Annotated in this window: 15 protein-coding genes; 2 read left to right on the forward strand and 13 right to left on the reverse strand. The window is 43.1% G+C overall.

Annotated features, from left to right (window positions below; all coding sequences use genetic code 11):
* The 7 genes from OO016_RS07895 to OO016_RS07925 all read right to left on the reverse strand — a co-directional run bounded on the left by OO016_RS07895 (window position 1) and on the right by OO016_RS07925 (window position 5486).
* Window positions 1–1572 carry a serine hydrolase domain-containing protein gene (locus OO016_RS07895; protein WP_266012201.1) on the reverse strand — a complete coding sequence of 524 codons (1572 nt, stop codon included), beginning with the start codon at window positions 1570–1572 and terminating at the stop codon, window positions 1–3.
* A 31-nt stretch (window positions 1573–1603) separates the two neighbouring features.
* Window positions 1604–2026, reverse strand: coding sequence for a VOC family protein (locus OO016_RS07900; protein WP_266012203.1), 423 nt, complete (start codon window positions 2024–2026; stop codon window positions 1604–1606).
* Window positions 2027–2118: 92 nt separating this feature from the next.
* Complete coding sequence (locus tag OO016_RS07905) at window positions 2119–2376, reverse strand: hypothetical protein (RefSeq protein ID WP_266012206.1); 258 nt, start codon at window positions 2374–2376, stop codon at window positions 2119–2121.
* Window positions 2377–2495: 119 nt separating this feature from the next.
* Entirely contained in the window at window positions 2496–3908 is a 1413-nt protein-coding gene (locus OO016_RS07910) for a Gfo/Idh/MocA family protein (protein ID WP_266012208.1), read from the reverse strand.
* Window positions 3909–3979: 71 nt separating this feature from the next.
* Entirely contained in the window at window positions 3980–4696 is a 717-nt protein-coding gene (locus tag OO016_RS07915; RefSeq protein ID WP_266012210.1) for a DUF6090 family protein, read from the reverse strand.
* Between the two features lie 39 nt (window positions 4697–4735).
* Window positions 4736–4912, reverse strand: coding sequence for a hypothetical protein (locus tag OO016_RS07920; protein ID WP_266012212.1), 177 nt, complete (start codon window positions 4910–4912; stop codon window positions 4736–4738).
* 82 nt (window positions 4913–4994) lie between these two features.
* Window positions 4995–5486, reverse strand: a complete 492-nt coding sequence (locus tag OO016_RS07925) for a GNAT family N-acetyltransferase (protein WP_266012214.1) — start codon at window positions 5484–5486, stop codon at window positions 4995–4997.
* A 115-nt stretch (window positions 5487–5601) separates the two neighbouring features.
* Between OO016_RS07925 and OO016_RS07930 the strand changes: the two genes are divergently transcribed.
* A complete protein-coding gene (locus OO016_RS07930) occupies window positions 5602–7077 on the forward strand; it encodes a M28 family peptidase (RefSeq protein ID WP_266012216.1) in 1476 nt (491 codons plus the stop codon).
* Between the two features lie 12 nt (window positions 7078–7089).
* Here the strand turns inward: OO016_RS07930 and OO016_RS07935 are convergent, their stop codons facing one another.
* From OO016_RS07935 to tsaE, 6 genes are all read right to left on the reverse strand, one after another.
* Window positions 7090–8730: a hypothetical protein gene (locus tag OO016_RS07935; protein WP_266012218.1), complete on the reverse strand. Its 1641-nt coding sequence runs from the start codon at window positions 8728–8730 to the stop codon at window positions 7090–7092.
* A gap of 29 nt (window positions 8731–8759) precedes the next feature.
* The gene (locus tag OO016_RS07940) at window positions 8760–9158 is read right to left on the reverse strand and encodes a DUF4258 domain-containing protein (protein WP_266012220.1); all 399 of its coding nucleotides are present in this window, start codon (window positions 9156–9158) and stop codon (window positions 8760–8762) included.
* Between the two features lie 3 nt (window positions 9159–9161).
* Complete coding sequence (locus OO016_RS07945) at window positions 9162–10361, reverse strand: alanine dehydrogenase (RefSeq protein ID WP_266012222.1); 1200 nt, start codon at window positions 10359–10361, stop codon at window positions 9162–9164.
* Window positions 10362–10497: 136 nt separating this feature from the next.
* Complete coding sequence (locus OO016_RS07950; protein ID WP_266012224.1) at window positions 10498–11154, reverse strand: hypothetical protein; 657 nt, start codon at window positions 11152–11154, stop codon at window positions 10498–10500.
* Window positions 11155–11276: 122 nt separating this feature from the next.
* Window positions 11277–11474 carry a hypothetical protein gene (locus OO016_RS07955; protein ID WP_266012226.1) on the reverse strand — a complete coding sequence of 66 codons (198 nt, stop codon included), beginning with the start codon at window positions 11472–11474 and terminating at the stop codon, window positions 11277–11279.
* 197 nt (window positions 11475–11671) lie between these two features.
* Window positions 11672–12085, reverse strand: coding sequence for a tRNA (adenosine(37)-N6)-threonylcarbamoyltransferase complex ATPase subunit type 1 TsaE (gene tsaE / locus OO016_RS07960; protein WP_266012228.1), 414 nt, complete (start codon window positions 12083–12085; stop codon window positions 11672–11674).
* 671 nt (window positions 12086–12756) lie between these two features.
* Here tsaE and OO016_RS07965 point away from each other — a divergent pair.
* Complete coding sequence (locus OO016_RS07965) at window positions 12757–13362, forward strand: hypothetical protein (protein WP_266012230.1); 606 nt, start codon at window positions 12757–12759, stop codon at window positions 13360–13362.
* Window positions 13363–13364: the final 2 nt, after the last annotated feature.

Consider the following 13364-nt stretch of genomic DNA (forward strand, 5'->3'; position numbering starts at 1 on the left):
CTAATCCCCGGCCTCAAAAATCTTTTCCAATTGCTGTACTTTCGGGTCGGGCTCTGGTGACAAGGTAAAGTATACCCGCACAATACCGTTTTTGGTATAAATTTTATACTGACCCCTGAGCTGGTTGTAGGGTGAAACCTCCGAAACACTGTCTATTGCCCCGGCCTGTTCCCAAATGGAAGCCCAATCTGCCATGCGGTGACCCCTTGATTTATCCAAATAGAAATTTTCAGCCAAAAGCTCATTTCCCTGTACTGTATCCCATTGCTGTATCAATTCAGTTACCTGTGCCTGTCGTTCTTTAAGGATATCAGAAACAGGCAAGCTCCTGGGTTGTAATTTACCCTTTTCAAAAAGCAGCTGGGCAATCTTGTCATAAGGCCAGGGAGTAGTATAGGTGAGGTTGCCAAATGCCATTAATCCAATGCCGTATTCAGGGAAGAAAACATAATTGCTGCCAAAGCCAGGCAAGGCACCTCCATGAGAAACCCAGGTAATACCATGGCAGTCCTGCCGGATTCCCAGGCCATAGCCATAACCATTTATCAGGGCACAGGTATCGCCATTGTAATCCTCAGCTTTTGCGTATAATCTGCTGAATTGCGGGGTATGCATTTCCCTCAGGCTGCTTCGCTTTACAGGACCCTTATCAACGCCAGAACGAGGTGGCCAGGCAGAAAGGTGAAAGCTTACGTATTTGCTGAAATCTTCTATAGTAGTGATCAGTCCGCCCATAGCCCCATAGGAACCGTCATGAAGCATGGGCTCCAGCTTCCATTTTTCATCTTCCCATCGATATCCAATAGCCAATTGGTCTTCGGCAACTTCATCGATTTCCCAGTATGTCTGGTCCATGCCCAGGGGCTTAAAAATTTCATCCCGGATATAATCCTGATAGGTCCTGCCGGATACCCGCTTTATGATTGCCCCCAGTAGCGCATAACCGGTATTGCTGTACTCATAGGTGTAGGAGGGAGGGTTGGACAGGGAAGGGCCTGAGGCCATTAGTTCAGTTAACATGGCATCCGACTCATCAAGCTGCCGGTCGCCCCAGGGATTGTCTTCCGGAAATCCTGCAGTCATGGTTAAGAGGTTCTCTATGCTGATCTGAGGGGAATCTTCAGTTAAATAAGTTATGCCTGCTATTTCGGGGATGTATTTGACCACCGGGTCACTTAAACGCAGGCGGCCTTCGTCCCTCAATTTAACAATGGCCATGGCCGTAAAGCTCTTGGACATGGAGGCAATCCGAAATGCCGTGGAAGTCCGGGCAGGCAATTTTTTTTCACGGTTCATTAATCCCGTTCCGGATGACAGCACCAATTCATCATCCACAACAACACCGTAAGCAACCCCCGGGATATGTCTTTCTTCGGCATGTGCCACTATCAATTCATGGAGTTTGCCGGCCAGGCTGGCAATATTTTCTTTTCTGTTATCATTTTCAAATGCTGCCGGCTGAAAATTTTTACTGTATAGCCCTGGGCTTTCTTTCAAAGGCTCGGGGCTGGTCTTCTGCCTGCAGGATGATAAAGCAATTATAAGCATCAGGGATAGGAGTGCGTTTTTCATATTCCGGTATTAGAGTTGTATCAGATGAAGATCATATTTCAGGGTCATAGCAAACTAATTCCAAGATGTTATGCTCCGGGTCTTTAATGAAAATAGATTTCCACTTCACCCATGTAAAGGTTTCGGTAACATATTCTATATTGCTATATTCCAGAAAGTTAACAATTTCAATGAAATTCTCACTGTCAATTTCGAGAGCAAAATGGTGGAGGGGAGAAGCCCTGTTTGCAACCGGTTCCAGGGTCTCGCCGAATGCGTTAGAATTAGCGGCGTCAAAGAGAGCCAGAACCTGGGTGTGCCCCCTGTATCCCTCGGCAAGTTTTAAAAAGGTATAATGCTCATCAGTCCTCATAGGAGCAAAGCCCAGAGTATTTACATAGAAATCCCGCATAAGCCGCATATCCTTCACACGAAGGACAATCTCGCCCAATCCCTTTATTCTACTCCCAATCATATTAAATACATCAGTTTAAAGCTCAAAGACTATTAAAACAAAAGAAAGTCTTTTTGTTTCGGTCTATTTTCAGGAAAAGTAGGAAAGTATTCCTAACGAAACAATTGCTCCTTAAGCTTTTCAGGAGGCAAGTTTCCGGTTAATTCAGTGAGTTTTTTGCTTACGTTATAGTGCTCCACATCGAACCTGTGGGCCTCACGGGCATCTTTTAGCGCCCTTTTTATGGTGTTGATCCCTGCCAGTCGCCCTTCCAGGTGTACAATATTCATAAACTTCCTGAACTGTTCATCGGAAAGATTAGGCCGGCCGTATTGGTTAATGATCCCACTAAAATACCTGGTATACAACATGGATATAATCCTAAAAAGTGGATAATATCCAAAATTAATATATCCAAAGAAGAGATGGGATATTTGGAATGTTAAATTTTAAATAGAATTTTTAACCCTTACTAAGGTGTTAAGTCTTGCTAGCTAATGATTTGCAGGGGTTCGGTTTCCTGCCATGATCCCCGTGTAAAATCCGGAAATTCCTGTGGTTGCCCGTCCTGAATTACTGAAAGTTCACTGAGCGGGGCGACTGCGCTCCAGAATGCCCCTTCGTACACATTCTGGTCAAGGGGCAGCCCTTTTTGCAGGCATTCGATAATGCGATACACCATCATTCCGTCCATTCCACCATGCCCGGAACCGGATGTGGCGCTGGACAACCGTTTATACAGGGGGTGATCGTATTTATCGTACAGGGCATGCAATTGTTCACCCTGAACCCAACGATGATGGTCTTCCGTAATACCTTCTACCCCTCCTTCAAGTGCTACACGAGTAGGAAAACCTGCAAGGGTACCCTGTGTTCCCTGAATCAGATTAAGTCGGGAATAAGGCCTCGGACTGGTTTCATCCCATTGTACCATTATAGTACGACCCATATGAGTCTTGATAATTGAAGTGTTTAGGTCGCCACCCCTGAAATCCAGCTGGTTCCACAGGTGGTCTTCCGGGTAGTTCTCGCGGGCATATCTATTTCTGCCGAGTGCCGGGGTTGAAAAGGAGACCAGGGATTTGAAGGTGTCCTCCCCACGTGCCAGGTTCATGTATTGTGCAACAGGGCCCAATCCATGGGTAGGATAGAGGTTGCCGTTGCGTTTGGCGTAATGGGGTGTCCTCCAGGACCCGGTTCCCCGTTCTACTTCTTCCATCTGCCAGCGAAGTTCATGAATATAGGCCGCTTCGCCGTGCAGGATTTCTCCTATTGCACCCTTTCGGCACATATTGAGGAACATCAACTCATCCCGACCGTAATTCACATTTTCCATCATCATACAGTGCTTTTGGGTCTGCTCACTGGTATCTACAATGTCCCATAATTCTTCCAGTGTTACAGCCAGAGGAACTTCCACAAAAGCATGGGCCCCATGCTTCATGGTTTCAATGGCCATTGGAGCGTGGTTCATCCAGTTGGTAGCAATGAAGACGGCATCGGGTTTGACCTCTTTGAGCATCCTGACCCAGGCATTTTCATCTCCGTAATAGGTACTGATGTCCTGATGTCTCTGCCCCTTTCCCATCGCTTCGGCTTCTGCCGCCCATTTGGTGGCCAGATCTTCATACAGATCGCATACAGCTACAATTTCAGTTCCGGGAAGGGAAGCACAGAATTTTAGGTGAGCAGGTCCACGGGCTCCAACGCCTATAACCGCAATGCGGACGTTTTTAAGCTTTGGGGCTGCATAACCTCCCATATACAGGGCACCAGGTTTTCGGTCAGAAGCTTGTTCAGTACAGGAAGATAAAGACGTGGCGGCTATGAGTCCTGCGCTGGAAAGTGAAGTTTTCTTGATGAAATTTCTGCGGTTGATATTTCCCATGAGTTTACTTTTCATTTTAATAAACTCAAGTTACCGATTTTTGTATTAATTCTTAATGCTTTGGGACGGGGATCAGTAGGGGTATACTAATCGTCTTCATAAGGTACTTCGGCATTGATCAGCCCAATAAGTTCTTCAATTTCTGACAGTGCTTTCCGGTATACTTCATCCTTGGTTTCTGAGAGATAGATGATGGAAACGAACATATTCTGCATATCCACATCGTAAAGTTTGTCGGGAAGAACGGCCTTAAGATCATTATAATTCACAACACCCCGGAGCACTTCTGGTAGTTCATTGGAAATCATGTCCCAATGCATGACTTCGAGTTTGTTTACAAAAGTATAGGTCATCTCCAGTTGTTGTAGCTTTTGTGTAATGGCCGTATTCTTCAGCAATCGCAATTCACCACTGTTTACGAGGGTTTCATAGATATTGCTGCTCCGGTGGAAATCGGAAAACCTGCTGAGCAACATGGCCATAATGGCAAGGGAATCGGCTTTTTGCCGATTTTCGGAAATTATAATTTTGTTGGCGTACTTGTAGGCTTTTAAATGGAACTCATTGTACAATTTGGCATCGTTCAATGCTCTTTGATCATCCTTGATCTGCCTGCGGATATTCTCGTACGTTTTAGCTTCTTCCCGATCTTCAATCCGTTGATTGTTCCATGTATTGATCTGCAGTGCAATCAGAATACCCACCACAACAAGGATGATTTCTCCAATGGCATAGGCCAGGTATCTGGTAAATTGTTTTTCCACCAGCAGTTTCTTCCTTGTATTACGGAATAGTTTAATCAAGGGCTAAGGGTTGGATTATAGCCAAAAAAGGACTTCGCTCTATTTTCTTCTGCCAGATAACAGAGAAGCAACTAAAAGCCCCAGCCCAAGCCCGATCATCATGGAGCCTACAAACCAGAGGGCATCGGTCCTCAGGAAAAAAAATCCTACTCCCAGTCCAAGAATAACTCCCCCGCCAACTGCCCAGGAGCTTTTGTCTTTTGTTACATCTGTCATAATGATCTGTTTTAGGAAATACCTTCAAAAATAGAGCAGTCCTGACTGAGGTTCTATGATATTTGTCAGCTAATTACTTAGTTTACAGTGATTTTATCAAAAGGAAATCGTCCATTATGTAGCCCTGCCCAATATCCTGTACAATACCTCCCAGGTTATGGAAACCCAATTTTTCATAAGCTTTAATGGAACCTGTATTGTGTTTGTTTACAGTTAATGAGATTTGTGTGCAATCCATATGGCGACCCTCACGTTCAATAAAGGCCATTGCCTCCTTACCAATTCCCTTCCCTCGCATCTCTTTGCTAACATAAATCTTGCTCAGGAATAATTCTTCCAGCTTTTTTTCAAAGGCCAGATATCCCGCAGGTTTTGAATTATAAAAAATGAGGTGGTACTGAACTCCCCTCGAAACCTGTTCGGCTATGGCTTCGACCGATTGAAACTTGTTAAGCATATAGCTAACCTGTTCCGATCCGATAATCGGGGTATAATGATCTTCCCATATAGTTCGGGCCAAATGGGCAATAAGCGTAAATGCCTTTTCGTCCTTCGCGTTGATAAAAGTGGTCATCCTGATAGGTTTGCGTGCTATATGAAAATTATAAAATCTAAGCGAATTCTGGTAGGAGAGCGGCTATTTATGTACTTTCGGTGAATTGCGAGAAACTTACAAAATCAATCTAATTATGAGAACCACTCCAATTTTAATACTATTTCTTTTTATTGGCCAATTGCTGTTAGCCCAGAGCGATCAGGATAAGGTTTTGGAAACTGTTAATGTGAATAGCATTAAGGGACATATTTATTTTTTGGCTGATGACCTGCTCAGGGGGAGGGAGACCGGAACGCCAGAGAATAAGATCGCAGCTTCTTACCTGGCCAATGCCTTCAGGAAATATGGTGTACAACCAAATCCTGCCTCGGGTGATTATTACCAGGAGGTTAAATTGGAGCGATCTTACCCTGCCAAATCAGCAACCCTGACCATTGGAGGTTTGGAGATAGGGAATACAGCAGGTTTGCGTGTTGGGAATATGTCTTATGAAGGTGATTTTGTTTATGCCGGATACGGATTGGAGGACAACTATGAAGGGCTTGACGTGAAAGGTAAAGTAGTGCTTATAAAAGCAGGTAACGTCACAGGAGGGGAAGCACAGCGGGCTTTCAGCCTGCTGGGAGAAAAACGAGATATTGCCATGGAAAAAGGGGCTGTAGCAGTGGTTGAATTTATCAAAGCTCAGGATCAGATGTGGGGATATATTGATCATCAATTCAACGCACCTGGAATCGCCCTGGCCAAGGGTGAAAAAGATAAAAGCCCGCAGTTTACCTACATGTGGGTACAGGACGCTGATGGTAGTTTAAGTACTAAAATTTCATCTAAGCCTGTCCACAGCGGGCAAATGAAGCTGGAAGTGCCGGAGAAGGAGGCTGTTGTTTCGTACAATGTTGTAGGTATGGTGACAGGGACGGACCCTGAGTTGAAAGATGAATTTATAATCTACTCCGCACACTATGACCATGTGGGTATCGGATCACCGGATGCAACTGGTGATACCATTTACAATGGGGCGCGCGATAATGCCGTGGGAACCACGACTGTGCTGAGCATGGCAGAAAACCTGGCCAAATATCCCACCAAAAGATCGGCGCTGTTCATTTTGTTTACCGGCGAAGAAAAAGGGCTTTTGGGGAGCAAATACTATGTGGAAAACCCGGTGCTTCCGCTGAAACAAATGGTGTACTGTTTCAACAGTGATAACGGAGGTTACAATGATACTTCGCTAACCACCATTGTAGGACTCAACAGGACCACTGCCGCTGAGCATATAAAAACTGCCTCGGCCCAATTTGGATTAAATGCAATTGACGACCCCGCTCCGGAACAGGGATTATTCGATCGTTCAGATAATGTACATTTTGCCAGGAAAGGAATCCCTGCACCCACTTTTAGTATGGGTTTCAGCTCTTTCGATGGGGAGGTTACCAAGTATTACCACCGTCCGGGTGATGAGGCCGATACCATGGACTACACCTATCTGGAGAAGTTTTTCCGGGCCTATGTGCTTTCCGGAAGGCTTATAGCGGATGATCCAACTACTCCTGTATGGACTTCAGGAGATAAATATGAGAAGGCTGCTCAGGCTTTGTACAAGGATTAGGGCATTTTTTCTTCACTCTATTTCAACCAGAGGATCAACGCCTGTTAATTGCCAGTGCCCCAGTGATACCGGAATATTTCCGATAGCATTCATGCTATCCAGGAATTCCCGAATACGAAATACCCGACCGTTATTTTCAGTAATACGGGCATAGTCGGCCATTGCATTTTCCAGCAGGTATTTGCCTGTGATGTAGCTGGTACCATAACCGGGTTGCCTGAGGTACAGATGTTGTTCAAAGAGCAGGAGCTCTTTCTCTGTTTTCATCCATCCCCTGGGGGTATATTCAGAATGTATCCCCCCGGCTTCTTCCATGGTCATTATATTGGCATGTGCGTAAAGGGATCCTAATCCCCTTGCTGCACGCTGAGCAATCATGATATATACAATTTCCCTTACACGGGGGTTATCGTCGTACAAACCAGCCTGCATAAACATTTCCTCCACTGCCGTTGCTGTTCCTTCATTTCGGGAATCAAAGATGTTATATAGCAGAGGGCCTCTTCGTATTTCACTTTTGTTGGGTTCGTGGACCATACGGGCCAGTTCAAACCAGTGGTAAAAATGAGAATAAAGCGGTCTGGGGTCATGGTGGGCTGTAATCCAGAAAAAGTTCCTGGTAGATTCAGGAACGAAGGATCCCAAATGTTCCCGAAGAGCAGGTTCAAAATAGTCTTTTACCGTAACTATGTCCTGTTCTTCCAGGAATTGCATCAGGCTAACAGCTGATTCTTCGGCCAGTTCATCATAGGCTTCCGGGGAATCAGCGGGGACTAAAGGTGGCAAGTCCCGGTTTCTGTGCTCTTCCAGTTTTAAAGAGGCCCATGCACGGGCGAGTTCTCTTTTAAGTAGTAAAACTTCGTCATCCCAGTTAAGGGGAACCAGATGTACGTTTCGCAGGTACAAGCTGTAGTTTTCCTTGCCAATTCCCGAGGGGCCATCCTTGGTTTTTGCTTCTTGTTTCAACCATTCTGCCAGCGCATTGGTGCTGCTTATGGCTTCATTCACAGCTGCAACAATATCCGGGGATTCATTTATACCCGGAAGGTTTAGCATTCCTTCCAGGTTCCTGCTCTGGGTTTCAATATCCCGAATACCGGCAATCCACAGGTCCCGGGCATTGCCGGTGAGGTTGGTTTGAGCCTGTCTATTCAGGGAGGGTATTACCCTGAGGTCATTTAAGAGCCTGTTCTTTTCTCCAGGAGAAAGGGGAAAGGAGTAGGTCCAGAGTTCAGTTGTAGCATGGTGGGTTGGACCTTCATGGGCCGGGACATCACTCTGTGCCATCCACAGGGATTTGTAAAAGGCCGGATCCCGGGCCCAGGGCTTCAAAATACTGTCATTAAAATGATAACCATTCATTTCTGCCTGAACCAGTCGCCAGTCGACTTGCTTATCAATATCCCAACCGCTGGTATCTATGGCCTGCAAACGGCTTTGTAGTATTTTAAACTCAGATCGCCTATCCTTAAACCCCGGGGCGGTATAGTCTGGAGCGCCATCAAGCAGGGGAGGAGTTTCAAAGGATCGCCAATCTTTAAATAAAGCCAAAAGATCTTCGTATTTATTGGAGGCACCTACTACTTCATTTTCTGTCTGACTATTACATCCGAATAGTAATGAAGATATCAACAGGATTAAGAGTATTCTCATAAGGTATTTTTATATAAATGTCAACTGGTTCAATCCGGATTGGGCACGTAAAGGCCTTGGATTATAACTACATCAGGGCAATTATCAATAATTAGTACGGATTCCATTTCATCATCACCCATAATTCCACGAACCTTGTACGTCTTACAGGGCTCACTCTTCGTGTCACTATTTTTAAAATCAACATCACCGGCAGATAAGAAGGTGTCAATTTGTATGGAGTCTATTGAACTTGTGTTGAATGCAGCCAAGAATTCAGGGCTAAATTCCTGGGGTTTTGACCGTAATTCCTTGATAACACGACAATTAGGGAGATAGCAAAAAGAGGTTCCCGTTTCTTCAGATTTCTTTTTGAGGAAAAACACCAGAAAAATCAGCCCTACAGAAAGTCCGATAAGATAGAATCCCAATCGCTTAAGGAAGGACATTGACTAGAAAATAAGGAAGTTAATATCACTGTATTTAAGGTCGAACCATTCCCCTACAGATTTGTTGGTCAGGATCCCGTGATACATATAGAGTCCGTTGCGAAGGCCTTTATCGAACCGAAGTGAATTTTCCAGTCCGCCATCTTCACCAATTTTCAGAAGGTAGGGTGTAAAAATGTTACTTATAGACACGGATGATGTACGAGGGTATCGCGCAGGGATGTTAGGAACCCCGTAGTGAATTACCCCATGTTTTTCACGCGTGGGTTTATCATGGGTGGTAAGTTCGCTTGTTTCGAAGCATCCGCCCATATCAATGCTGACATCAATGATAACGGAGCCTTTTTTCATCTGTTCCACCATAGTCTGGCTGACTATAACAGGGGCACGGTCGCGCCCTCGCATAGCACCGATTGCTACATCGCACCTTTTAAGGCTTTTGACGAGGTTCTTGGGCTGCAGGGTAGAGGTATAGATAGTCTGATTGAGGTTTGTCTGGATATTCCTCAATTTGGTAAGGGAATTGTCGAAGACCTTTACATTAGCTCCCAATCCGAGAGCAGATCTTGCGGCAAACTCACCAACAGTGCCCGCACCCAGTATAACCACTTCAACGGGAGGTACCCCACTAATGTTACCAAACATCAGACCATTGCCCTGATTTGTTGCGGCCATAATCTCAGAAGCAATAAGCACTGAGGAGATTCCGGCAATTTCGCTTAATGATCTTACAGCTGGATATTTACCATCCTCATCGCGTATATATTCAAAGGCAACTGCGGTAATCCTTTTTTTGGCAAGGGCTTCAAAATACTCTCTGGAGCGCGTTTTGATCTGCAGGGCAGAAATAATGGTTGCCTGGGGATTCATCATGGCTATTTCGGCCAGATTGGGTGGCTCCACCTTCAGAAGTATGGGACAGGAAAACACTTTCTTGGTATCGCGTGTAATGGTTGCGCCTGCATTAGTATATTCCAGATCTGTATAGCTAGCGCTTTCTCCGGCACCTGCTTCCATTAGTACTTTATGACCATGGGCCGTGAGTGCGTTTACTGCATCCGGCGTAAGGCAGATCCTTTTTTCCTGATATTGGATCTCGTTGGGAATTCCTATAAAGAGTTCCCCTTTTTGTTTGAGTATTTCAAGGGTTTCTTCCTGGGGGAGAAGTTGCTGTTTGCTGAAAGGTGAGGCTGGTTGATCCATTGGTAAAGCTTGTTCACAGGAGTGAATCCTTCCAAAAATACAATTTTTTTGGTAGCGGATTCAGGAGAAAAAGGATAAGTGTAAAAATTAAAAATCCCACCATTGGCGGGATTTTTTATAAGTCGGTTTTATTTTATCAGAGTAACATATCCAGCAGGTTTTGCATACTGTGCTTCAGGCTGCTGAACATCTTTTGAATCATGCTTTTCGGAAGTTTATCAGAAAGTTCATCCTCTTCCAATAGCAAATCCTTTGTGTCATTAGATTCTTTTTCTTTAACGAAATGATTGGCTTCACGCTCTTTATCCCTGTAGTACTTGAGTTCGGCATCCATGGCTTCCAGGTCAATGCCATGAACGTGTTTATCATAAAGTTTCACCCTTACAAAGTACACAAAGGGGATGACCACCATACATATAGGAAGTAGCCAAAAAATATTTTCTGTATCTACTAAATCGTCCTCGGAATAGAGAACCTCAAATATCTGAAAGGCGTACATGCATAATGGAATCAATAAAATATGATACCACCAGTGTTTATTGGTAAAGAACCAGATAAGAAGAAGGTAAAAGGGAATAAACTTATTTAAAAGAAACCAACTGTAAGTCCTTAAATTCGCAAAACCATTTTTGTCAATTATCATTCCCAAGAAATTAATGGTCTCTTCCGGATCTCTTGGTAAATAGTCGTGAATTTTATGGATAAAGGGTGTAGCTATAATGAAAAAGATAGCAATAGATTCAATAAAAAATCGTTTTCTAGCTTTTTTACTATTTCTTGATTTACCATCCATCAATGCGAGTATTAAGATTCTTACTTGCATTAACGAAAAAAAGGACAGTTTATTGACTGTCCTTAACTATCTTACGATAAAAAGCAAAAAATATCGACTAATTGATTATTCTTAGATAAAAGCTAATCTTTTAGGATTACTTCCTTTTTGTCAATACCCTTTAATATGATATCCTTTTTATCTATTCCCTTAAGAATTATTTCTTTTTTATCAATTCCCAACTCATATAACTGATCATCTTCCGCAGTAGATTCAGTACAGGCAGCTGCCATAAGAATCAAACAAGTCAGTATCCCGTAAAAAAATTTCCTAGTGTTCATCGTATTTGTTTTTAAACAGATTCGGTCTCGTAATACAAATGTAGGAAAAAAATTAACCCACAGATGTTTTTCATCGGCAAAATAACACACTTTATCGTAAAAAACAAACACTTTATCGATAAAACCTATCAAAACGGGTATCCTGTTTGCTAGTTGCGGAAGGAAAAAAGAAGGAAATCCCATGTTAAAATACTACATTATTTGATTTCCAGGCTCCGTTTTTCAGGTCCGACAATAGATAGCACGAGTTCCTGTGCCTCAGCTGGGAGCAAGGGGGCGACTTTTTCCGGCCATTCAATGAAAATCCAGCAATCCTGCTCCAGATACTCTTCAAAACCCAGGTCTAATGCCTCGGTGAGGTCTTCAATCCGGTAAAAGTCAAAATGGTAGCCCAGGAGTGCCCCCTCTTCTGTGCGGTATTCATTGACTAAACCAAAAGATGGACTATTTCCCGAATCTGCGCCTCCCAGGGATTTTATTAGCGCCTTGATCAAAGTGGTCTTGCCGGTACCCATTTCCCCTTTAAGGGCAAGTACCCTGGAATGCAGCCGAGAGATAATAATCTCCGAAACCGAATTAATCTCATCTAATTCATAGACAATATTCGACATTTTTTTGTATTTTGATTTCTCAGTCAGTAAAGGCAGGCCTAATGCTAAGTAAGTATCGCAATAATGATTGGATTAGGAAATACAAATTCCAGTTTATTTTGGGATTGAGCCTGATTGTAGCTCCTTTTTTAAGTTACAGTCACTTACTTTTTGATTCAGAACGAACTTCATTTTATTTATTTGGACATTATTATGATTTGGAGATAATTCCTATTCAGACATTTGTTTGGATATTGGTATCCGGATTTTCAGCTATATTAATTTTAAGTGTAATTTTTTTCAGCATTTCCAATAAATGGAAGTTAGCTCTTCTATTACCAATTTTGATCTTTTTGGATCACCTTTTCACATATTTTAATGAACTCATAATCATTACAAGTACTTTCCTTTTTATCAAGTATTTAATTATGGTGTTTTTAATTATAATGATTCTAATTTTGGATTATAAGGTGTTTGAAAGATTTCGCGAGCATGGACTTAACTTAAAACTCAAATCTCTTCTGGTCCAATCATCAACGCGAAAGGTAGCGGAGATTGATAATATGATTCAATTGTTAAAGATTGATAACAGAATTGCCTCTAATTCCTATGGGCTTTATCGTCTATACAGTATTAAACTCTATGTCGAAAAAATACTAAAAAGGAACAATTCATTTTGCAATACTGATATAATGAGATTGAGCATCATACCTAACCTAATTTACGCTTTGGTGATTATGGTAAGCACTATTCCCTGGTATTTGCATTACACAATTCCTGAAGGTGCTGCAAATTACAAAATAGGAATTCTCAATATTAGTTCTCATGGATTTTATGATGCCCAGGTTTTTACATGGTTTATTTCACTTAAATTAATGGTGATAGTTCCTATGTTCATCTGGTTTATAACCTATCATACATGGTGGCGATACGCCATATTATCACCCTTGATTCTTTATTTGTTTCAATTCTGGGAGGCATTTCAGGAAGGTTATTTAATTATTGAAGCTTACGGTAATTACAGGGTTTTCCCGCTTGTTTTGCTATCAGTGTTCCTCCTGTTTACTTTGTCGCGAATTGTTCGAAGGCATTCGCGGTCTTTGGATACTTACGACAGGATTTCCAGGGAAATAGACCACCTTATCGACAAACTGGGGGAGGAAAGATCTGGCGTGGCTAATTACAGAGAGCGGTATGAGGAGATCCTCGCTCAATTGGTTGGTAAAGAGGCTGCGGATGCGAAATTATCAGAACTGAAAAGCCTCCAACAGGAATTACAGCGAAAACTAGCAACCTGAAC

The sequence above is a fragment of the Lentiprolixibacter aurantiacus genome (assembly GCF_026241225.1).
GTDB classification, from domain to species: Bacteria; Bacteroidota; Bacteroidia; order Flavobacteriales; family Flavobacteriaceae; genus Lentiprolixibacter; species Lentiprolixibacter aurantiacus.